The sequence below is a fragment of the Flavobacterium sp. HJ-32-4 genome (assembly GCF_022532105.1).
Classification (GTDB): domain Bacteria; phylum Bacteroidota; class Bacteroidia; order Flavobacteriales; family Flavobacteriaceae; genus Flavobacterium.
This window is the reverse complement of sequence record NZ_CP092832.1, coordinates 2,794,814-2,817,993: the sequence shown is the minus strand read 5'-3', so window position 1 is coordinate 2,817,993 and position 23,180 is coordinate 2,794,814. Positions and strand designations below refer to the sequence as shown.

The following is a 23,180-nucleotide window of genomic DNA, read 5'->3' as shown; positions in this document are numbered from 1 at the left end:
GTTAGGTCTTTTTGCGTTTTTTAGGTACGGATGTCGCTTCCGCGGATACGGTCTCTTTCAGGGGTTCGTCGGTTGCCACATGGGCATAGCGCGGCAGCCGGATGCGGTGCCACTCGAAGGTGCGCGGGATATCGTCCCCTAACAGATATCCCCAGGGTTCAAGGGAGTCGATACGGTCAAAGACAACTTTCAGGATGGCGATGATCGGAATCGCGAGGAACATCCCGGTCACGCCAGCTAGCATCCCGCCGATGATAATACCCACAATCGAGGCCAGCGCGTTTACCTGCACCTTCGAGCTGACGATCATCGGCACGAGTATGTTGTTGTCGACTAACTGCACGATAACGTTTACAACCAAAACGCCGACAATGATCGAAATGTCCGTCGACGCCGTAAGCGAGGCAAAAATGCTCACGACACAGGCGACCATGATGCCGATATAGGGGATGAGGTTCAGCAGTCCGGTCAGGACGCCCAATAACAGTGCATATTCCACGCCTACTATATAAAAGCCCAGTGCGGTCAGGAAAGAAACGATGAACATCTCGATCGTGAGTCCCATCAGGTAGTTCTTGACGGCGAATTTGATTTGTGACATGATGTCTTTCAACCGCGGGTGGTGCGCCTTGTCGACCAATTTGCAGAGAAAGGTCATCATATGCGTGCGATAAATCAGGATAAGGAACATATAAACCGGGATCAGGGTCACGGTAATAAGCGTGTCGGTTGCCGACAATAAGGTGGTTCCGATCAGCGCCCGTCCGGATTTCATGCCGTTTTTGGTGGCGCTGTTCAGGTACTCCTGCTGCTCGTCCATGCTGACGCCAAAATGCTGGTAGATGTATTGTTGCAGGTGGAAGATATGGATGGTGAAGTTGCGTTTGATACGATCCCAGTCGCTGGCAAAGTCACTGACCTGCCACGAAATAAACGATACGATTCCACCGAGGACGACCACAAAGAGCAATACAGCCACAATCGACGCCAACACCTGCGGAAACCGAAGACGTCGTTCCATGAACCCGGCTACAGGCCGTACGAGGATAGCGAATAAACCCGCCATGGCCAACGGAATAAGCACATCCTGGCCTACATAGGCGATATAACAAAGGGCGATAAGGCTGATGAGCACGCAGGCAAGCCGAACCGGTGCCGGGAAGTGAAGGGTAGGATTCATTTCATTTTGTTTTGCGTCGGCCGTCAGAAAGCGGTGACGCTACAAAAATGCGGCGCTTTGGCAGCTATCGCATTACAGAAATGTGTCCGTGTCTTGTAAGATTTCGGCGTCTAAAAATGTGTATTCAGGTAGTCATATACCCGGTCAACCGGTAACCCCATTACGTTGGCATACGACCCGTCGATGCGTTTTACGGCCACCATCCCGATCCAGTCCTGTATACCGTAAGAGCCCGCCTTGTCAAAAGGACGGTAGTGATCGATGTAATATTCGATCTCATCCCGTGTGAGGGAATTGAACGTGACGGCGGTGGTTTCCGTTAGCGTCTCATGTCCTGACGGCGTCCGGAAGGTAACCGATGTCATCACCTGGTGTGTGCGTCCGGAAAGGGCTTCCAACATCGCAATCGCATCCTCACGGTCTGTAGGTTTTCCCAATGCGCGGTCTTCCAACCATACAATGGTATCGCTGGTAATCAGGATGTCGTGTTCCCCTAACGGGCCAAACGCCTCACTTTTCAATTCAGAGAGAAAGGCGGTTATGTCACCTCCCTTTAAATGGTCGGGAAAGGATTCGTCTACTTCCTTGACCTCAATTACAAAGTCAAGTCCGAGTTCGCGCAGGAAATGCTGGCGACGCGGCGATCCCGAGGCCAGGATGACCCGATAGCGGCTGAGTTTATCCTTTAGCATTGAAGAGGATGTTTAGGGAAACGACACTGATGGAAAACACACCAGCCAAAAGTACGATCTTCAACGCCGTGGAAAGGGTGCGGAATTCGCCCGGCGATGAGGCGCGGAAGATACGCAGTAGGACAAAAAGCAAGGGCCCGACCGCCCCGAGAAGGAGGAACGCCGTTACGAACCAAAGGCTACTTGTGACGAAGTATTCGAATATATACCACAACAACGTCCCAACCGCCAGCGCGGCTATGACGAAGACTATGATCCTGGTAGTGTGTATCCCAAACGCGATGGGCGTGGTGTTCATACCCGTTTTGGCGTCGCCTTCTACGTCTTCGAGGTCTTTGGTAATCTCCCGCGCGAGCGAGATAACAAAACTAAAAACCGCATAGTCGAAGCAAATTCTGGCCAGCGTCGTCAGTGACTCCCGTGTTTCAGGTACGATTACGGGTACAAGATCGAACACCACCGGCACCAATACGACGATGCCCGTCAGGAGGCTCACCAATACATTCCCGATCAACAGGCTTTGCTTGAAGCTGGAGGCATAAAGGTAGAGGACGGCCGCCGAGAGGATAAAGACGCCCACAAAGTTGGTATGTCCTACATAGTCGGCAAGGTAATAGCCAATGATGGCGGCGGTAATGGTGAAACCGCCATACAGGTTGTAGGCGGTTTTTTCAGAGATATGCCGTCCGATGATCACGCGGTCAGGGCGGTTGATGGCATCGGTCGACTGATCGAAAACGTCGTTGATGATATAGCCGCCTGCCGCAATCAGCAGCGTGGCCAGCACCAGAAGCGCGAACCGGGCGTCGTTAAGGGCAACGGGAAAGTGAGCGGATTTAAATAGGCCGTAATGCACCGAACAAAGCGTCAGTGCGATCATAAGTAAGTTCGGCCAGCGGATCAGTCGTAGAAAAGCCATGGTGTCATATTGGTAGGCAAAAATAAAAAACCCGGATGCATTATCCGGGTTTCAGGTGTTATTTACTTTTTAGCTTCGTCCGCGGCCCTCATTACCGCCACGGCGACTGCTGTTTTCCTGGCGGGCAGAACCAGAGCTACGCTGTGGCGCCGTCCGTACAGCGGGTTCGGTACTTCCTGACGAAGGTGCCGGAGTAAAGCTGCGTGACGGCGTAGTGGCACGTGTAGGTGCGCTGGTCGTACGGGGCGTCTCGAGACTGTTGCTCCTGTCTCGCTGTGGCGTTACCCGAACAGTACTGCTTTGGCTGGTGCTTCCGCTTTGGAAAGAACCACTCTGGCTTTGGGCACGACCCGGTTGTGCGGTCGGGCGTGTACCGCCATTAAAGCGTGTTCCGGTTTCTGCGGTGCGCCCGTTTGTAGTGCCTGTACTCGGGCGCGTCGGAGTCCCTTCGAGAGAGCCACTCTGTGCGCGATTCGGTTGTGTCGTTTGACGTGTGCCGCCTGTGAAGCGTGTTCCGGTTTCAGCCGTACGTCCGTTCTGGAGGCTGCCTCCCTGGCGTGTTCCGGTTGAAGTGCCGCGCACCGGTGTAGTGTTGGCGCGGGTGCCACTTCCGGATACAGCCCGGGTTCCGCCGCGTGTTCCGCCGCGGGTATCCTGGCGTACCAGGTCGTAATCCCGTTTGTTATCTACCTGTGTACGTTGCGAGAACGAACGACCTGGGTTCTGGCGCTCGAAGCCGTTCTGGCGACGGCCGTCATAGAGTCGGTAGGCGCGCGGGTTGCACACATTTACGTAGTTGTAGTGGTTGTGCACGTTGATGTGCCCGTATATGTTACGACGGTAGCGGTAGATCGGGTAGGGACTCCAATAGGTATAATACGTAGGATAGTATCCCCAATACCAGGGTGAATAATACGGACGGTAGTACGGATCCCAAAAGACACCGAAAATAACCGGGCGTACGACATACACCGGCTCATAAATATAGTTCGGGCCATACATGTAAACATCCCCTACGACCTGCACCGACACCCGATCACCGTCGCGTTCGACGTTGATCGTCGCTACATCCTGGAAGACGTCTTTTTCCAAAACCGATTGCACCACGATAAGGTGTAGGTTCTTTTCGGTGGTTTCGATGACACGCAGGTAATCTACGTAGCCGTCGTTATTAAGGTCTAGGTTGGAAATCTGGATCTTAGGGTCATTGAGTCTACGCTCAAAATCTTCGAGGTCGCGCGAATCGCCAAAAATAGAGGCAACCGCTTTCAGGTCGAGGTTATCGCTGATGTCGCTGCTGGTAGCAGTGACGGTGGTCCGGTCCTGCGCATGCAGCATTCCAAATGAAAGGAATCCCATCAGCATCAGGAAAATTGTTTTGGTTTTCATAATAAGGATTTTTTCTATATCACATAGACGAAAAAACCGGGCCATTTGTAATCGGGTTGGGAAAAGTTTAACGAAAAATCCGATTTTTCGCTATTCCACACGCTTCATGCAGATGCGTTCCGGGGCATGCAGCACCATCGGGAACTTCTCGACTTTAACCGAACTGGCATCCAGGCCGAAGGCTTTTTCCTCTGACAAACTCAGCTTCTTGATAAGGAAGTAGGTGTTCATGACGATCTTCTCATGCCATCTCAGGTCGCTGTCATTCGACAGGAATTTTTCCGAAAGCACGAATTTGAAGTCGCCGATGATGTTGTTCTTATTCAACGACTCGTAGCGGCTGGTGATGTCTACTTCGCCATTTTTCACCAGATCCTTGACCACTTCCTTAAACATGATGTTGATCTTGGTCGGTTCGCGGAAGCCAAGGTTAAAGTCGATCCGGATCAGGTCTTCCTCGATGATCTCCGTCACCTTATAATCGGTTCGGTACGGTTCGTTAAGGATGTTGACGTGGATGAACCAATAGATATCCGCGCGTTTCGGACGTTTCTGAAGGATCGAGTGCATGACTTTTTCTTCAATCTCGTCTACACGGGCGGCATTGGTCATGTAGACCAGGTGCGTAGCATATTTCGGAATGGAAAGGTCTTTGCTGAGATCGGACAGTACTTGCTTGTAGTCGGCTATTTTTACGATTTTCGTATACGCCTTGCTGATTTTCTTCGCACGGTACCACACCGACATAATACCGATGAGGCCAATGGCGATGACCAGTGTTACATAACCACCTTCCGGGAATTTCTTGCTGTTGGCGACCAGGAAGCTGATTTCAATGACCAGATACAACGCAATCAACGGCGACATGATATACCACTTCACCCTTTTCAGGATCATGTAGTAATTCAGCAATACCGTTGTCATGATCATACACAGGATAATGGCGAGCCCATACGCGGCTTCCATCGCGGCTGATTCACGGAAGTGCCAGACAATGCCGACACAGCCTAAAAACAGCAACCAGTTAATTGAAGGAATATACAATTGTCCTTTCAGGTCGGTCGGGTATTTGATGCGCACCTTCGGCCAGAAACTGAGACGCATGGCCTCATTGATGAGGGTAAAGGACCCACTGATGAGGGCTTGCGACGCAATGACCGCCGCCATGGTGGCAATGGCGATACCGAACGGCTTGAACCAATCGGCCATGATGATATAGAACGGGTTTCCGTTGTCCGGATCAAGCATCGAAAGGGTCTGCCCCTCGTGTTGGATGAGATAGGCCGCCTGGCCGAAATAGTTGAGTACCAACATGACTTTTACGAACATCCAACTCACGCGGATGTTGTTACGCCCACAGTGTCCCATGTCGGAATACAAGGCCTCAGCCCCGGTCGTACAAAGGAATACGGCACCCAACAGCACGAACGCACTGACCTGGTCTTCGGTGTTGGCCAGCAGTTGGTAGGCATAATAAGGGTTAATTGCCTTGAATACTTCCGGATGGCCGACAATCTGTATGGTGCCGAGCACGCCCAACATCCCGAACCACAGAAACATCATGGGCGCAAAGAACTTCCCTACGAGATTGGTTCCGAATTGCTGGATGTAGAAAAGCAGGAAGAGGATACCGATAACAATCGGTACGGTGTCAATTTCCGGATCGAAGTAGCGCAATCCTTCAACCGCCGATGAAACCGAGATCGGAGGCGTGATGATCCCATCCGCCAACAGCGCGGAACCCCCAATGATAGCGGGTACGATCAGCCATTGGATTTTGGTACGCTTGACCAGCGCATACAACGCAAAAATACCCCCTTCACCGTGGTTATCCGCGTTGAGGGTAATGAGGACGTACTTTATCGTGGTTTGCAGCGTAAGGGTCCAGAAAATAAGGGAAACGCCCCCCAAAATCAAATCTGACTGAATCTTATGCTCGTCGATGATGGCTTTCATCACGTAGAGCGGCGACGTACCGATATCTCCGTAGATAATCCCTAAAGTGATGAAAAGTCCAGCCAGCGATAGTTTGCTCAGGTGCTTGGAAGAGCTCATACAGGATGTAAGAAATAAGGGTGTAAAAGTACGTATTTTTGACCATTCGGTGCGGGAATGGCATATTATTTATTTCTGTGAGGGTTTACGTATCTTCGTCGGATGAAGCGACTTATCGTGCTGTTCATCGTCGTGTGCGGAGGGTTATCGGGCTGCGCCCCACGTTTGGCCCCTGTGCAAGCGGTCACCTCCGTTACCATCGACACACTTTTTACCGGAAAAGCCAGTATCCGGGCGCTGGAAGTAGGTTCATCCGACCTTTGGTTTGGCGCGGATAACGGACGGTTAGGCCGCATCCACCTCGCTACACGAGACGTAACCCTTCGCCAAATCGATACCCTCACATCCGAATTGCGCAGTATTGCCCTCACCCGCGATGCTGTATTTGTATTGAATGTGGGAAGTCCGGCCACCCTTTTTCGCGTCAGTTTACAGGATGGAAAAGCGGATTGTGTGTACCGCGAAGACGGCGCGTCGGTGTTTTATGACAGTATGGTTTTTCGGGATGATACCTACGGAGTGGCCATCGGAGATCCGGTGGGCGGTTGCCTATCGGTCATCCAAACTACCGACGGCGGTCGTCATTGGACGAAAACGCCCTGTACCACGCTTCCGCCAATAGCAGCGGGCGAAGCGGCCTTCGCGTCGAGCAACAGTTGTGTTTCGGTGAAGGGACAGCAGGTGTGGATGGCATCGGGCGGACAAAAAGCACGTGTGTTTCATTCGGCCGACGTGGGAAAAACCTGGTCGGTAGCAGATACACCCATCCGGCAGGGCGAAACGATGACGGGTATTTTCTCCCTTGCGTTTGCAGACGCCCAAACGGGCATGATCGTGGGCGGGAATTATGACAAGCCTGACGATAATGTCGCCAATAAAGCGATTACCCATGACGGCGGGAAGACCTGGCAATTGGTGAGTGGCGGCCAGGGACCCGGTTATATCTCATGTATACAAGTCGTCCCGGGAAGTAAAGGCAAGGGATGGGTGACGGTCGGCGCTACGGGCATCCATCGTTCGGATGATGCTGGCCAGACCTGGCATTTGCTTTCGTCTGTATCGGATTTGTATACCGTTCGCTTTGCTTCCCCGACGGTTGCCTATGCGGCAGGTCGTGGCAAAGTAGTACGGCTTACCTTCCGCTGATCAATACCAGCGGCGCTTGTTTTTCTTCGAACCGCTTGATTTTCGGGATGCTTTCGGTTTTCCACTCCGGTTGTTGTTCTGGGTCGGCTCTGGTTTTTGCGGCACAGCGCCGGGCTCCGGAGTGCCGTCCTGCCATGGCCACGGGTGCTCGGAGACGATATCCACTTCCACTTTCGTCAGTTTCAGGATGTCACGCCAGTAAGGCGCTTCGTCTTTCCCACAAAAGGAAATCGCTTTGCCCGCACGGCCCGCGCGACCGGTTCGGCCGATACGGTGCACGTAGGTTTCGGGCACATTGGGTAGATCGAAATTGATCACATACGGCAACTGGCTGATGTCGATACCCCGTGCGGCGATATCGGTGGCCACCAACACGCCGACTTCTTTCGCTTTGAAGGCTTCGAGCACGCGTTGGCGCGCCGACTGCGATTTGTCGCCATGGATGGCTTCCGCGGCTACACCTTTTTTGCGCAGGGCCCGCACAACGTTATCCGCTCCGTGTTTGGTGCGGGTAAAGACCAATACATCCGAGAGGTTTTCATTCCGGATGAGGTGGTAGAGCAAGTTTCGCTTCTCGTTTTTCTCGACGAAATAGATTTCCTGCTCCACGCGTTCTGCGGTAGAGGAAACCGGCGTCACCGAAACACTTTCCGGGTTTTTGAGGAACATTTCCGCCAGTTCGCGTATCGGGAGCGGCATGGTGGCTGAAAAAAGCAGCGTCTGCCGGTTGTCAGGCGTAAGTTTGACGATCTTCTTGACATCGTTCACAAAACCCATATCGAGCATTTGGTCGGCCTCGTCCAAGACGAGTGTATGCAGGTGGTCAAGGTCGATGAAACCTTGTTTGTGAAGGTCGAGTAGGCGTCCGGGCGTGGCGATCAATACATCGACTCCGCGGCGCAACTGGTCGACTTGCGGAATTTGCGACACGCCACCGAATACCGTCACCTGGCGCAGGTTGGTGTATTTCGAATATTCGTCAAAATTCTCGCCGATCTGCAGGGCGAGTTCGCGGGTGGGCGTCACCACCAGGGCGCGTATCAGTTTGCGTTTGCTGGAACCCATCCGGTGCAGTTGCTGGATGATGGGAATGGCGAAAGCCGCCGTTTTTCCGGTGCCGGTTTGGGCGCATCCTACTAAATCAGAGCCCTTTAGGATAATTGGGATGGCTTGTTGCTGGATAGGAGTAGGAGTGGTGTAACCTTTATCTTGTATCGCTTCGAGCAGGTTGCTCGATAGCTGTAAGTCTTTGAAATTCATTAACGTGGGTTATTCCTTTGGGGAATTTAGCCGCAAAGATAGGGATTCCCTGACGATTTATCGACCCGAGGGTCCAGAGGTGCGTATGGAAGCCAGCGTGCGGTCGGTTTGGATGAGTTCCGAAACCCATTCGCGACGGGTTTGTTCGACGTCACCGTCCAGATAGGCGGCCCATTCATCCGTACACAGAATCTTGCGAACCTCCCGCATGCGTCGTATCGTTTGTGGCGTCGTACGCAGCCATCCGTTTACCGTCCCCTGGTCGCGATGGTGGTAGGTCGCTTCCTTCCGCTCGAAATCCACGGCAATCCAATAGAGTCGCTGGTGGTCGTCGTCAGGCAGGAAATCCGTCCATTTGGCATAGCCGAGGCGTTGTCCGCGTCCGGCGCCTCCTTCTAACCGCCAACGGCAATTCGCGACACGGGCCCAGTGATCCGAAAGGCGGTATACACCCGTCGCGTCAAAGAAGTAGCGGCTGCCCGTGCGGCTGGTGAAATCGGGCACGCGGCCTTCGAGTTCGGTCTTGGGCCGTTCCTGCCAAAGGCAAAAGGTGTGTTTGTGGAAGTTACGTCGATGGAATAAGGCCGGCATGGCGCAAAAGTACGTTAAAACGGATACCCAATCGCGATGTTCAACACAAGGTTGTCGCGTCTCCAATCAGGGTTTCCAAAGGCAATACGGTCGCCCACCCATTTTTGGCCGTCAGGTAAGTACGGCACGCGAAGCGGAAAGGCAAGGTCGAGTCGCAGTACCAAAAAGGAAAGGTCGACGCGCAATCCCGCACCGGTTCCTACCGCCAGGTCGTTTAAGAAACGATTGGTGAGTCGTGCGCCCGGTCGTTCCGGATCGTCACGCAGTAACCAGATGTTTCCGGCGTCGAGGAAGAGGGCGCCATGAACGACTGAGTAGAGTTTGGCCCGGTATTCGGTGCTGAATTCTAATTTGGCATCACCCGATTGGTCGGGCAGGAAGTCGCTGTCGAGCGTCCGGACGTCGAAATGGCCGGGGCCGATGGAACGGGCGCGAAACGCGCGGATGCTGTTCGTGCCGCCAATGAAGAACTGCTTGATGTAGGGCATTTCGATTGAATTCCCATACGCCACGCCCACTCCGGCGATGATCCGGCTCGCCAACTGCGAGTTCTCGCCCAATTTCAGGTAGTGTCGCAGCTCGGTTTCGACTTTGACAAACTGGCTGAACGCCACACCCAGCCATTCTTTTTGGTTACCGGCTTTTACATCGGCGCCCGACAAGAGACCCGCCGCGTTGCCCGCCAGATCGACTTTGCCATGGAAGTAAAACGTATGCCGAAGCCGCTTCCGCATGGTGTTGGTGTACGTATACGAGTAGGTCGGACCGAAAATGAACTGTTTGTCAATGACTTTCTGCAACGACGGAACATCGTCTATCTGCGATTGGTACAGCGGCGTGACGTTCTGTGGACTCACATAGGTAATCTCCGTGACGTTGAGTTGGTGTTCGGTTTCGATGCGGTCTTTCCACAGATAGCCAAACTGGCCGCGGAAGGTGTTGAGGGCATACAACTTGTCGCGTTTTTGATATTCGTAGCCGACTTCCGCTTTGGTTTGCGGCACGAACCCACCCGACGTATTCAGGGGGAAAGGAGAGATGAAGCGCGGCCACACCAAACTCGCCTGCCCGCCGATCCGGTAGACATTGAATCCTTTGTTTTGTCCGGACACCTGGACTTCCATCCCACCAAAAACTGAAATAGTCAGCAGTTCCGCCCCACGGAAGGTATTGCGGTTCTTCCAGTCGACGTTGAGTTCGGTGCCGGTGTAATTCGCCGAATTCGTTTTTCCCAACAGTTTTACCTGTATGGATTTCGGCGGAAGGGGCGTCAGGAAATAATACGCATCGAGGAAGTCGCCAATGGTGTCTTTAGCGGGACGGAATTCATTTTTGACAAACTTGAATGTACCGAGATTGACAAGCCGGTTGAGCGACAAATTGTGGTTCCGACGGTTGTAGAGGTCGTTCTTCCGGAACAACAACACGCGGTCGAAAACGCGTGGGTTGAACGTCCGTTCGGGGTCGATGATGCTGAAATCTTTGAAGGATTTCTCTACGACATCCTGATCGGTGACGCTGTCGTTCAGGCTAAAATTCGGGTAGACCACGATGTTATGGATGCGATACGGCACCAGCGCTTTTTTCGGCGCTTCCGACTTGACGCGAACGGTGAGGTCGACTTCGTATTTCCCGGCGGTGCTGTCGACTTCCACCAACAGGTAATCGGGGTTGAAGTAATAATAGCCGCGTTGTTTCAGTCGCTGGTCGATGCGTTCGCGCTCGGCTTTGATGGTTTCAAGGCTGTAGGGTTCGCCTTTTTTAAGGAAGGTGCGGCGCACAGTGTTTCCGATGGCCTTTTCAATTCCCTGGGTCGAGTCGGAGGGGAAGTCGACGTTGCGTATGCGGTAGCGGGGGCCGACTGAAACGGTATAATCCGCACGTGCGGTTCTGCCCTTTCGCGTGGAGTCGACACTCATGATCGTTTTGAAGAAGCCGTTGTTTTCCGAGCGGTTCGCGAGCACGCTGCCGTTGTAGTCGAGGTCAACCTTACTGAACAATACGGGCGGTTCGCCTACTTTGAATTTCAGCCAGTGACGGAACCCTTTGTCTTTCTTTACATCGCCTGCCAGGTTATAGAAGAAGAGTTTCGGCCGCATCCACAGGAACTTCCGGTTGGGTTGCGGACGGGGCAGTTCTTTCAGTTCCGCCCGGAGCGCCTTGCGTTCTTTTTTAGGCACCGCGTCTCCCTTCACGGTGACGTTCGCACCTGTATACAGCAGATCGCCTTCCGGAACGCTTTTGAGTCCGGTGCACGCGGCCAACAGCCACACCATCACGAGGAGGATACTACAACTTCTTTTCATCTTCGCGTTCCTTTTCGTTGGGGTCGTCGTCTTTTTCTTTTACACGTTGGGCCCGGTCCTGTCGTTTGCGTTCGGCGCGCAGGGCTTTTTCTTCCTCTGAACGGTGGAACAGTTCCCGGAACTTCTTATAGTCCATCGTAATGATAAAGGCCACGCCGGTTTCCACCACCTGTCCTTGTACCGCCACTTCGTATTGGTTTTTGCGATAGGCCCGCACCAGGTAGCGTCCGTCTTTCGTCAATTGGTAGTCCACCGAAATATCGCCGGCAATATTCGTGGTTTGCTCGTTAGCCTGTTGCGGCCCTTCCAACCCGAAACTACTGCCCACTGTCACCTTAAGGCGGTCGTCGAGCAATTGTTTGGATACCCCTACGGAAAGGTCGGTGCGGTTCTCGCGTTGCCCGGTCGTATAGTCGTCGGTCGATTCGAGGTCGAAATTCACCTCCACGCCGCTGATAAGGTCGGCCGCGAGGTTGTTCAGTTGTTGCGACAGGATTTTACTGGCACTCTGTCGGGCCAACGATTCGGCGCTAGTGCCCCCGGCTTCACTCGCAAACGGGTTTTGCCCGATGAAACGGTTGAGCAACAGCAACGCAAAAACCTGTTTGTTGAGTTCGGATGGTTCCTGGCGGAGTCGTGCCAACTGTGCTTCCGACGCGTCCAGGACTTCCGTAGCCACGTTGTAATTGCCTTCCGGGATGCCGATGTCAAAGGTAATTTCCGGTTTCAAAAGTTGTCCGTTCATCTTCAACTGGGTGTTGAACGGAATGCGTTGTTTGTAGCGATTGCGCTGTTCGGGCGAAAGGTCGGCGATCATGTTTTCGACCAGGTCGATCGGTGCTGCCTGTGCGCGGTAGGTAGCGGTAATATTAACGTCGGCGGAAGTCGGTTCGCCCGTCCAGAGGATGTAACTGCCTTCCTTGATATCGAATTTCCGGCGGATGAGGTTAAAGGTCATTTCATAAGCCCCTTCGGTAAAGTCATACCGTCCGGTCAGGGTGGTTTTGCCCGATGGATCAATTCCCCCCGTGAGCCGGGCTTCTCCTTTAAGCTTCAGGTAATCGCCATTTCCTTTGTCGATGACGAGTGACAGCGTGGCTTCTTTCTTTACTTCGATATCGACTGATGCCTCTATTCCCTTTAGGTCCGAAACCGCCAGCGAATCGCGTAACTGTATGCGTTCGTCGAGTAGGGAAGGGCTGTCGCGATCGACGAATTTGACGATGCCTTCCCGGTCTTGCACCGACGGATCCTGTTGCGGCAATACGACGGTAAAGTCGGTATCGTCGGCAATGGTAATGCGTCCGTCTACGATCGGGCGGTCGCTGTTTCCTTTGACCCGCAAACGGGCATCGGCGTAGAGTTTTCCATAAAACAGGTCGCTGTCTTTTTCTTCGGCATCTACCACCTTGAAGTGCTGGGAGGTAACGGAAAGGTCGAAGCCGAAGCGTGTAAGGTTCTCGTTTTCAATCGACCCGTCTACTACCAGTTTGTTGCCGTCGGCATCCTGTATGGTAAAGCGATCCAGTCGGATGAAGCGGTCGTCGAACGTTAGTTTTTCATTGATACCGCTGAATTTCGATTGCAGTTGTTTCGCGCGGAACCCGACGTCGTGGAATTGGAGGTCGCCTATTACCAACGGAGAACTTGCCGTGCCTTTCAGCAAGAGGCGCCCCGAGAGGAAGCCTTCGCTGTCGGACAGATTCCCCATCGACAGGGTTTCGATACTTTTCATGTCAAGACGGGTGAGGTCGAGCACGAAATCGAGCGCACCGGAAGCAGTTTTATACGTGCCGTTGAGCGCGAGGTCGTTGTCGTTTCCGGTGAGGTTGAGGCGCGCCTGCAAGGTTCCCGGTGAGGTGTTGTCTACTTTCAGGGTAACATCGCCAATGATCTTTTTCTGCAATCCCAGTTGGTCGATGCGTAGGTCGGATGTAAACTGCGCGGTGCCGGCGAGGTCGCGGAGTTCGGCAGTACCCGTAAGCGTCCCTGAAAGATCGAGATTGCTTTGCTGGGCGATATCGGTGAGCGTACGAAGGTCGAAGCTTTCAAATACCAGGCGAATCGGCGCGTTCGGTTGATCGGAGACCGATTGTGCCTCGAGGATACTCCCGTTGTTTTCAAGACGGAACGCACGGATGTTGAGTCCTCCCGGCCCGAACGAAATCCGATTGTCGGCCGGAATTGCCCACGATTCGTAGTTGAGCAATAAAGTCGCCGGATCGATCTGCAGGGCCATGCGTCGCGCGTCAGGAACCAAAGCGCCGCTCACATGATAGCGGTCTTTATCTTTCACGTCTTTCAAAAGCAGGTCGTAGGTCACCTTATCCCGGTTGGCAAGGCCTTGGAGGCGGGCATACGGAAGTTGCAAAGAGGCATTGCGGATGTCGTCTACCACGACCAGATAGGAAAGTCCGGCTGCCGTTGTGTCGACCGTTGCGTCAATACCCGACAGGTTGGTGGTGCCGTAGACCAGTTTTGGCATTTGTACCGCCAGGGCGATCCGGTCGCCATCGGACAGGTAGCTCGCGCGAAGCGAGGCCGGTTCGAGGCTTTTGAGTTCGGGAAGAAGTTTGAATAAAAGGGGATCGTTCTTAAGCAGTACTTCCAGTTCGACCGATTGGGGCGCAGTGGCCGTATTCGCGGGCGCCTCCATAGGATAATAGCGCGCTAACGAGCGTCGGACTGCGTTTGGAAGTTGTGTAAGCGAGTAAGACCCTGTCATTTTCGCCGACAGGAACTGCGATTTCAGGGTGATGGAATCACGTTCGGCAGTCGAAACGGCCGTGAGTTGGATGGAATCGATGGGGAATTGTTCCGTCGCATTCGCCACCACCAAATGGTGCACCGTCAGCCGTCCGTTGGGAGCATCGAGGTCGGCAACGGGAAAGTCGGCATCTACAGCGCCCCGCAGTTTAAGCGGCCCCGCGTGTAGTTGGAGTTTCTCGAGGTCGGCCATGTCTACCTGCATCCGCATCTTTACCGCAGGTGCTTTCCCACCGAAATCGCCTTCGCCAGCCAGCAGGAAGGTAAAGTTGGGATCGTCCATTTTGGCATCCACCGTCACGTTTCCGGCTTTGGCGTTGCCCTTCAGGCTGAGGTTGTGGTAGGTGTAGCCGTTGTAGCGCGCACTCGTCACGTTTCCCTTCAGGATGCCTACTGCCTGTTTCGGGTCGAAGGAGGTGCCTTTGGCCGCAAACGCCAGGCTTACCGTACCTATGGAGTCGTTACGGAGCAACCGTCCGACATCGAAATTCGTCAGTTTGACGCTGGCGTCATAGCGTTCCCGCTTGGGTATCCGTCGGTCGAGAAAGGCCGTCACGTCCGCCGCTCCCGACGAACTGCGCAGCGCCAGTTTCGTGCGGAATTGCGTGAGGGTGCCGTTGAACGAGCCGTTGGCGCTGAATCGCTCTGGTAACCGGATGTTGGGCGGTAGTGTGTTGGGCGGCAACAATCGCAAGGCATCGTCTTCCCCTGAACGGAATTCGTATAACGTGAGATCGAACGCCAATCGTTTCGGGTCAGGAATACCGCGAATCCGGCCACCGGCCCGAACGCGGGTTTGTCCGAGGCCCGACAATTCCAACGTCGGAATACGCAAATCGCCCAACGGACCGGCGATTTTCGTGTTCAGGTGCAATACGCCGGTGGGATAGGTGGAAAACGGACGTTGCTCGCGCAATTGGGGTGCGAACAGCAATACATCTGAAAGGGCCACATCGCTGGAACGGATATCCGCATCCACCGATAATTGCCCGGGACGCTCTTTCAACGCCGCCAACGACGGCCAGGAAGCGGCGAGATGTTGCCGGATGGTGGAACGGTTGGTTCGCAGCAACAGATGCGACAGCACGACGCCGGTGTTGGTGTAGGCCACGTCGGTGTGGAAGTCACGTATGTCCAACCCCGACTTTTCCCTGGCCTGCAGTGTTTGGATCCGGGCCGCGATGGCGCTGCTTGAGTAGGTGAGGTTGCGGGCGCCCAGGTTCACGTTCCAGAAATGGAGGTGGGCGTAATCCATGCCTTTGGAACCGGGCGCGGCGTTATCGTCGTCGTAACGGAACGCGATGGTCGAGAGGTCCGCTTCTTTTAAAGTGATCTTCCATCGGTTATCCGCGGTCGATTCACCCGCACTTGCCGTCGTAGCACCCGATTGTTTCTTTCGTACGAAGGCATCCACTTTGGCCCATTCCAACCGTTCCAGGTCGAGGGTCTGGTGTTCAAGATCGAAAACGTTCACCTTTACCGACAAGGTTTTCCATTTCGCAGCCAGCGCCATTTTGCCCGGTTCACTATCGTAAGCCAGGTCGATGGCAGAAAGTTGGATGCGATCCAATACCAGCGTAAACGGAGAAGACGCGGCTGCTTTTTTGGATGGGGCTTTGACTGCTGATGTCGCCACCGGATTCCGTTGGTGGAAGCGCAGGGCGAGTCCGTCTGCTTTGATATCAGGTACCGCGAACGTGCCTTTTTCCAAATTGAATTCCGTCACATTGACGTCCAAATCGCGAATGTTTGCCGTGAGGTCGTTACCTGAGGTGTTGTCATCCCATTGCAGTCGGGTGCGTTTGATCCGGATGCGGCCCAGATCGATTTGGGTGGGTTCTGACGCTTTTTTGGGTTTTGGCGACGCGAACGCCTCGACGATGTAGTCGAAGTTGAAGCGACCGTTGGCATCCCGCCGGATGTTCGCCGTTACGTCCTCTAAATCGACGGATTGTATGTTGATGTCGCTGCGGATGAGTCCGAGCAGCCCGATATCGACTTTTATCTTCCCGCCATACAACAGGGTATCCCGTTGTTGGTCCTCGAGGTAAATGCCTTCGACAATGACCTTTTTGGGCAGACCGATTTCGATACGGTCGATGCGGACTTTCGTATGGATTTTCCCTTCGAGATAGGTGACGGCTTTGTCTTTGAGGAGGTTCTGGATATACGGCACCTGCACCAGGATAACCAACAAAAGGAACAAAGCGATGAGGGAGCCCAATATCCAGGCAGTGATTCGCAGTGTTTTCCGGAGTTTTCGTTTCAAGGCAAGGGCAGGTTAGGCGGGCGAACGCATGAGGTGTAAGGTACAAAGATGCTGCGACGTGGCGGATATGGCGTTATACTTTCTGCATAGGGTTTTACAAAAAGAAAACGCGGACACCCGAGGCATCCACGTTTTTCACAGGGCAAAAAAGCCGATTTATTGTTTCACGAACTGCAGTTCGATGTGGAGTTTCACCTCTTCTCCTACCAACACACCTCCTGCTTCGAGGGCTGCGTTCCAGTTGAGGCCGAAGTCCTTACGGTTCAGTTTGCCTGTGGCGCTGAGTCCGGCTTTGGTGTTGCCCCACGGATCCTGCGCCAGTCCGCCGAACTCGACGTCAAGCGAGATAGACTTCGTTACGCCATGCAGCGACAGATCGCCGGTCAGGGTGTAGTCGTCGCCGCTTTTCTGTTGGAACGCCGTCGACTTGAACGTCAGTTGCGGGAATTGCTCGGCATCGAAGAAGTCGCCGCCCCTGAGGTGGTTGTCGCGGTCGGCATTGCCGGTATTGATCGACGTGGTTTCGGCCTGGAAGTCGAAGCGGGCGTTTTCGAAATTATCGCCATCGCTTTCTGCCGTTGCCTGGAAGGTGTCGAACTTTCCGGATACGTTGGTGAACATCATGTGTTTTACCTTGAAGGTAATTTCGGAGTGGGTCGGGTCAAGAACCCATTTTGTAGTTGCCATATTGGTGATTTTTAAAAGTTTATTTCAGTTAGAATTTCATGGGTACATCCATCAAAAGAATTTCGCTGTCACGCGATAAAGCGGTCAGGTCGAACGCATCGGTGTCGGTGATGCCAAGTCCGTCGCGTTCGTTCAGTTCTACGCCGGCGACGGTAAAGCTACCTTTTATCACAAAGGCATACACGCCATTTCCTTCTTTTTTGAGGGTATAGGAAGTGCCTGCGTTGGCGTCGAAGGTGCCGAGGTGGAACCACGCATCCTGGTGGATCCAGACACCCGCGTCATCGGGGTTCGGCGACACCACCTGCTGGAGGGCATTCCGTTGCTGTTTATCCGAGATGACGAGTTCGTCATAACGGGGGGAGACGTTGCGTTTGTTCGGGAACACCCAAATCTGCAACAGATTGGTATGCTGATCGGCATTCGGGTTGAACTCACTATGTTGTACGCCCGATCCGGCACTCATTACCTGCACCATACCGCGACGGATGATGGCGGTATTGCCGAGGCTGTCTTTGTGTTGGAGATCGCCTTCAAGCGGAATGGTGATGATTTCCATATTGTCGTGTGGGTGTGTGCCGAAGCCCATACCACCGGCAACGCGGTCGTCGTTCAAAACCCGCAGCGCACCGAAGTGCATCCGGTTAGGGTCGTGGTAGCTCGCAAAGCTGAAGGTGTGGCGGGCGTCAAGCCAACCGTGATTGGCGTGTCCGCGGGAAGCTGCTGTATGTAAAACCGTTGTGGCCATGATTGAAATAGTTTTTAATTATGGTACAAAGTTAGGGTAGGGGTGGTGGGAAAAGCATTGAACTGGATTAAGAAATTAGCGAATGAGACAATTAGCGACACGAGGCGATAGCCGACTGGCGAAGCAATTAGCGAATGGGAATTAGATAATGAGAAAATTAGAAAATTAGATAATGGGGGTAATGGGAAATGAGTCGTGGGAAAATGGGCTATTTGATGGTGAAGGGCGAGGGGTTGGGCATTTCCGGTAAGTACCCGGAATTTTGAAGTATACTATCTGTTTTGCGCTTGACTACCATTATGAGATACATCGACCTCAATCTGAAGGCGATGTTGCGAAATGTAGGAACTCAGCTTCTCCGTTTTTTGTTCTTTGAAGTGCTTTGCGCCTGGAGTTTCCGAGCCTGTTGACGTGCTGACTCTAAGGAAACCGGCGATTGATTGGATAGTTGTTCCAAACCTAACTTCGCTCTTTCCTGAAAGGACATTTCGTAGTTCATCTTTAATAGTGTTTAGCTCTTAGCAAAGATGTAAAAATCGATTTTGCTTTCGTTGCCTTCATTCACCCGTATCTGGGCTTTGTCACCAGGCTAAACTAATAGCCGTCCAATAACTTCGTATTTATTTCACCAATACAATTTTCACTGGTAGAGGGATCGTTTTCTACATATACCCAGTATTTACATGGACTCACCGACGATCGCTGCAGTCGTAGCTTTAAAGTGTCCGTTTTGTTTAGGGCAAGCGCCTTTATTTCAATGTCCCCCGTATTTCTATTATCAGATGTTGTAGCAATTTTTCGCAGGGCAAACCCTAGCGAATCCCGTTTTTGACCCTTAATCATGACCGTGTAACTTCCGGTACTGAAAAATTGCCTTACCTCGTCTCGAAGTAATTTCTGCTTTAAAGAGGATAGACCAAAAATCAGAACAAAACCCGCAACCGTTCCAATAAGAGAGGGAATACCTATTTTGAAAGTATGTAAGTCTTTAAGAAAATTACCGCCCCCCATTTGAAATTTGTATGGTTGCACCAAGAATAACGAGGACGACAAAACAAATACATGTAATGGGAAAAAGGAAGGCGAGAAGTAGTTCAATACATGCTATCATTTCCGTAGGCTTGATAACGTCCGGCTGCTTCACATCGCTTGCGGCATTTGGGATTTAGGTCCCTCCGCGGGACGGGATGAAGTTAGGGAAAAAAAGGGATACACTTTGCAAGAGGAGGGGCAATTGCGTAGAACCGCGGTTATGCGATGTCTATCGCGGCCACTCGAGTCAGACGCAATTGGAACGGAGTAAAGTAGTAAGAAACGCGATTCTGAATTTAGACTAAACCAGCGGATTGGATCTAACTGCTGTAAGCAGCAACATTAATCTGTTGGAATGTTTGGCAGATTCTTTGAACTTAATAATAACCACTTTCTTCAATCGGGTAGTTTTAGTATACCAAGGTTTCGAGTGTCGCGCGTTGTTGGCGAGAATTGAAACTGATTATTCTCCGCTCGGAGTGAAGGTAACAAAAAAGACGAAATGTTTTACTTAACCAAAACTGGTGCATTGCACCTAGCGGCTGTCAGCAGAAGTTTAAAGCGATACGTTATTTTTTTTACGGAACCATTTCGCACATCCACCAAAACAACCTTCCAAACCTATCGTGCCCCTTTTATGCTGTTGTATCATTTTTTTGACGGAAATCCATAAACTATAGGTGCAAACCCTGTGTCTTTCTACGCATGGATCGGGGAACCCATCGGTGCGTCTCATGCACTTGCTTTCACAATGATCAACTCGTCCGTCCGTATCGTCTCAGTTTACTCGTACATTCGGGCACCCTTGAAAATGTCTGTAAATGTTGACCAGTTTGGTTCGTCCGCATTCACGTTTAGTTTCATGTTATCGTAATAACCCTGGATGTCCTCCGTATACCTGCGCAATGCGTCCAAAAAATCAGGCAACGTTTTGTTTTCCCAGTTTTCAGGATGGTCCAGAAAATCCCTGTGTAGTAATTCAAGAAACGCAATGAACGTGTGTCGGTCTGTTACTTTAAATGAATTAAGCGTGTCACTCATAAAGGGCACTATTACGTTTGGTGTGCGGTCATTTAAGCGCTTTATCTTCAGTTGTTGAATTCCGTTCTGATTCGTATTTCTTTCTCCAGTTTCCACCGTTCCTTTTGTTCAAATATCGTTCAACCTCGGCGTTATAGGCGTCTATGCCGCGCATTTCTGAGTCAGATAGGTTACAACCAACATACACTTCATGAAATCCATATTTTTCCTTCAATCCTACACACCGGGCTCCACAGGGATCCGGTGGTTCTGTCGTAACAAGGCAGACCGCATTTTTCCAACAATCAACGTTAGCCGTAACATAATTATAGCGATAAAAGAGACCGAACTGCCAGCCTGTCATTGCGAGTACTACCAGTAGAGTCGCGATCATTACTTTTTTCATACGAATTGTGGTTAACGCGCCTACAACACGTCACGCCCGCTCAGGGTCGCCCATTATGCGAAACCGTTTGCTTTGGGCAAGATAAGGGTTTTGCCTGAATGAAATAGCTTCCGTTATCGTTGAAATCGGCGCTGCGCGTAGCGCGTGTGAGCAACAGATGACCCAACCCACTTTACGAAATACCAAATTCGAAATTGCAGAATAGGGCAACAAAAATCATACACGCGAGTAAGCTCAAAAAAGCAACTCAAAAGGTTTTCAAACTAACCTATACAAGGCAAGCACCCATGTAGAGCCATACAAGGATTTATTTACCAATCTGTATAGCTACCACACAACGGGTCATACTCCCTGAATACTCCCTGGATAAAGCGTATATAAGGCGTATATAAAGCGTCTATAGCGACAAATTTCCAAAATGCCCCCATATTCCAACTCCCCAACATGTAACCAAGAACCCAAAACCCAAAACCCAAAACCAAGAACCAAGAACTCTGAACCATGAACCAAGAACCATGAACCAAGAACCAAGAACCATGAACCATGAACCATGAACCATGAACTCTAAACCAAAAACCGAATCCCCGCCCTCGCCTCGAAACACCCATTCGCTAATTCGCTAATTATCTCATTCGCTAATTAATTGTCAATATCCTTCTTAATAACTTTCCCTCCCCACCACCCAAAATCCCCCGCTATCCCTTTATATTAGCGGGAAACCGCTACCAATGGCAGAAGAGCATTTGTATACCGAAGAGAACATCCGATCCCTCGACTGGAAGGAGCATATCCGCATGCGTCCGGGGATGTATATCGGAAAACTCGGCGACGGTTCTTCTCCCGACGATGGCATTTACATCCTCCTCAAAGAGGTCATCGACAACTGTATCGACGAGTTCGTAATGGGCGCCGGGAAGACCATCGAGGTCACCGTTCGCGACAAAATGGTCACCGTTCGCGATTACGGACGCGGCATCCCGCTGGGGAAAGTCGTCGACGTCGTATCGCGCATGAACACCGGAGGGAAGTACGATAGTAAGGCGTTTAAGAAATCAGTCGGACTCAACGGCGTCGGTACCAAAGCCGTCAACGCCTTGTCGACGTTCTTTCGCGTCGAGTCAGTGCGCGACAACCAGCAGAAAGCGGCCGAGTTTTCCGCCGGCGAGCTGACGTTGGAGGAGGACGTGATCGAATCCACCAAACGGAGGGGCACCAAAGTGCAGTTCATCGCCGACGAAACCATTTTCCGTCATTATAAGTACCGGAATGAATACATCATCCGGATGCTCAAAAACTACTGCTACCTCAATACCGGACTGACGATTTATTACAACGGGGAAAAGTACTATTCCGACAACGGACTCAAAGACCTCCTGGAAGAAACCATCACCGACGAGGATTGCGTGTATCCGATCATCCATCTGCGCGGCGACGACATCGAAATCGCGATGACCCACAGCAAGACGCAGTATTCGGAAGAATATTATTCGTTCGTAAACGGACAAAACACCACCCAGGGCGGCACCCACCTCGGGGCCTTCCGCGAAGCTGTCGTGCGCACGGTAAAGGAATTTTACAACAAGAACTTCGAAGCGTCCGATATCCGCAAGTCGATTGTGTCGGCCATTTCCGTCAAAGTGGAAGAACCGGTGTTCGAAAGCCAGACGAAAACGAAATTAGGGTCTACGGAAATGGGTCCCGGACTCACCTCGGTCCGCACCTTCGTCAACGACTTCGTCAAGAACCAACTCGACAATTTCCTGCACAAAAACCCCGAAGTAGCCGACGCGTTACTGCGCAAGATCCTGCAGGCCGAACGCGAGCGCAAAGAACTGTCCGGCATCCGGAAGCTCGCCCGCGAACGGGCCAAGAAAGCGTCGCTCCACAATAAGAAACTGCGTGACTGCCGCGTCCACCTGACCGATACCAAAAACCCGCGCAGCCTCGAAAGCACGCTGTTCATTACCGAGGGTGACTCGGCGTCGGGTTCCATCACCAAATCCCGCGATGTCAACACGCAGGCGGTGTTCAGCCTTCGCGGAAAGCCGCTGAATTCGTATGGCATGACGAAGAAAATCGTCTATGAAAACGAAGAATTCAACCTGTTGCAGGCCGCGCTCGACATCGAGGAGGAAATGGAAAACCTCCGCTACAACAACATCGTCATCGCCACCGACGCCGACGTCGACGGCATGCACATCCGGCTGTTGCTGATTACGTTCTTCCTGCAGTTCTTTCCCGAACTCATCAAAGAAGGACACCTGTATATCCTGCAAACGCCACTGTTCCGCGTCCGCAACAAAAAAGAAACCATCTACTGCTACAGCGAGCAGGAACGCGTCGACGCCATCGAAAAACTGAAACCAAAGCCCGAGATCACGCGATTCAAAGGGCTCGGCGAAATATCCCCAGACGAATTCAAGCACTTCATCGGTGCCGACATACGCCTTGACCCGGTCATGCTCGACAAGGCCACGTCAATCGAGAAACTGCTCGAATTCTATATGGGCAAAAACACACCCGACCGGCAGGACTTCATCATCAATAATTTGAAGGTGGAACTAGACGTCGTGGAGAAGAATTAGCGAATTAGCGGATGAGCGAATTAGCGAATGCCTTAGACGGCGTTTATAAGTGGACAATGAACCAGGTACGATGCACAATGAATCGCCCACATCATAATCGCAATTATCAATTATCAATTCTCAATTGTC

Annotated in this window: 14 protein-coding genes; 2 read left to right on the top strand and 12 right to left on the bottom strand. The window is 52.2% G+C overall.

Annotated elements, in window-relative coordinates; all coding sequences use genetic code 11:
• Position 1: 1 nt before the first annotated feature.
• From MKO97_RS11995 to MKO97_RS11975, 5 genes are all read right to left on the bottom strand, one after another.
• Positions 2-1,180: an AI-2E family transporter gene (locus MKO97_RS11995; RefSeq protein ID WP_241103452.1), complete on the bottom strand. Its 1,179-nt coding sequence runs from the start codon at positions 1,178-1,180 to the stop codon at positions 2-4.
• Positions 1,181-1,290: 110 nt separating this feature from the next.
• On the bottom strand, positions 1,291-1,872 hold the full coding sequence (locus tag MKO97_RS11990; protein WP_241103451.1) for a Maf family nucleotide pyrophosphatase: 582 nt from the start codon (positions 1,870-1,872) through the stop codon (positions 1,291-1,293).
• Positions 1,859-2,791, bottom strand: coding sequence for a geranylgeranylglycerol-phosphate geranylgeranyltransferase (locus MKO97_RS11985; RefSeq protein ID WP_241103450.1), 933 nt, complete (start codon positions 2,789-2,791; stop codon positions 1,859-1,861). Before MKO97_RS11985 ends, MKO97_RS11990 begins: the two co-directional genes overlap by 14 nt.
• 69 nt (positions 2,792-2,860) lie before the next feature.
• Complete coding sequence (locus MKO97_RS11980) at positions 2,861-4,180, bottom strand: hypothetical protein (protein ID WP_241103449.1); 1,320 nt, start codon at positions 4,178-4,180, stop codon at positions 2,861-2,863.
• Positions 4,181-4,270: 90 nt separating this feature from the next.
• Complete coding sequence (locus tag MKO97_RS11975) at positions 4,271-6,235, bottom strand: KUP/HAK/KT family potassium transporter (RefSeq protein ID WP_241103448.1); 1,965 nt, start codon at positions 6,233-6,235, stop codon at positions 4,271-4,273.
• A gap of 102 nt (positions 6,236-6,337) precedes the next feature.
• Here MKO97_RS11975 and MKO97_RS11970 point away from each other — a divergent pair, with 102 nt between their 5' ends.
• Positions 6,338-7,381 (top strand): oxidoreductase, encoded by a 1,044-nt coding sequence (locus MKO97_RS11970; protein ID WP_241103447.1) that lies wholly within the window; start codon positions 6,338-6,340, stop codon positions 7,379-7,381.
• On the opposite strand, the gene MKO97_RS11965 is transcribed toward MKO97_RS11970, so the two are convergent.
• From MKO97_RS11965 to MKO97_RS11935, 7 genes are all read right to left on the bottom strand, one after another.
• Entirely contained in the window at positions 7,382-8,641 is a 1,260-nt protein-coding gene (locus MKO97_RS11965) for a DEAD/DEAH box helicase (RefSeq protein WP_241103446.1), read from the bottom strand. It abuts the gene before it with no gap.
• A gap of 57 nt (positions 8,642-8,698) precedes the next feature.
• Positions 8,699-9,232, bottom strand: a complete 534-nt coding sequence (locus tag MKO97_RS11960; RefSeq protein WP_241103445.1) for a hypothetical protein — start codon at positions 9,230-9,232, stop codon at positions 8,699-8,701.
• A gap of 14 nt (positions 9,233-9,246) precedes the next feature.
• Positions 9,247-11,538 (bottom strand): BamA/TamA family outer membrane protein, encoded by a 2,292-nt coding sequence (locus tag MKO97_RS11955; RefSeq protein WP_241103444.1) that lies wholly within the window; start codon positions 11,536-11,538, stop codon positions 9,247-9,249.
• On the bottom strand, positions 11,522-16,573 hold the full coding sequence (locus MKO97_RS11950) for a translocation/assembly module TamB domain-containing protein (protein ID WP_241103443.1): 5,052 nt from the start codon (positions 16,571-16,573) through the stop codon (positions 11,522-11,524). The genes MKO97_RS11955 and MKO97_RS11950 overlap by 17 nt, the downstream gene beginning before the upstream one ends.
• A 156-nt stretch (positions 16,574-16,729) precedes the next feature.
• Positions 16,730-17,260: a YceI family protein gene (locus MKO97_RS11945; RefSeq protein WP_241103442.1), complete on the bottom strand. Its 531-nt coding sequence runs from the start codon at positions 17,258-17,260 to the stop codon at positions 16,730-16,732.
• 28 nt (positions 17,261-17,288) lie between these two features.
• Positions 17,289-18,008 (bottom strand): pirin family protein, encoded by a 720-nt coding sequence (locus MKO97_RS11940; protein WP_241103441.1) that lies wholly within the window; start codon positions 18,006-18,008, stop codon positions 17,289-17,291.
• Between the two features lie 2,101 nt (positions 18,009-20,109).
• On the bottom strand, positions 20,110-20,466 hold the full coding sequence (locus MKO97_RS11935; protein ID WP_241103440.1) for a hypothetical protein: 357 nt from the start codon (positions 20,464-20,466) through the stop codon (positions 20,110-20,112).
• 728 nt (positions 20,467-21,194) lie between these two features.
• Between MKO97_RS11935 and MKO97_RS11930 the strand changes: the two genes are divergently transcribed.
• A complete protein-coding gene (locus MKO97_RS11930) occupies positions 21,195-23,051 on the top strand; it encodes a DNA topoisomerase IV subunit B (RefSeq protein WP_241103439.1) in 1,857 nt (618 codons plus the stop codon).
• Positions 23,052-23,180: the final 129 nt, after the last annotated feature.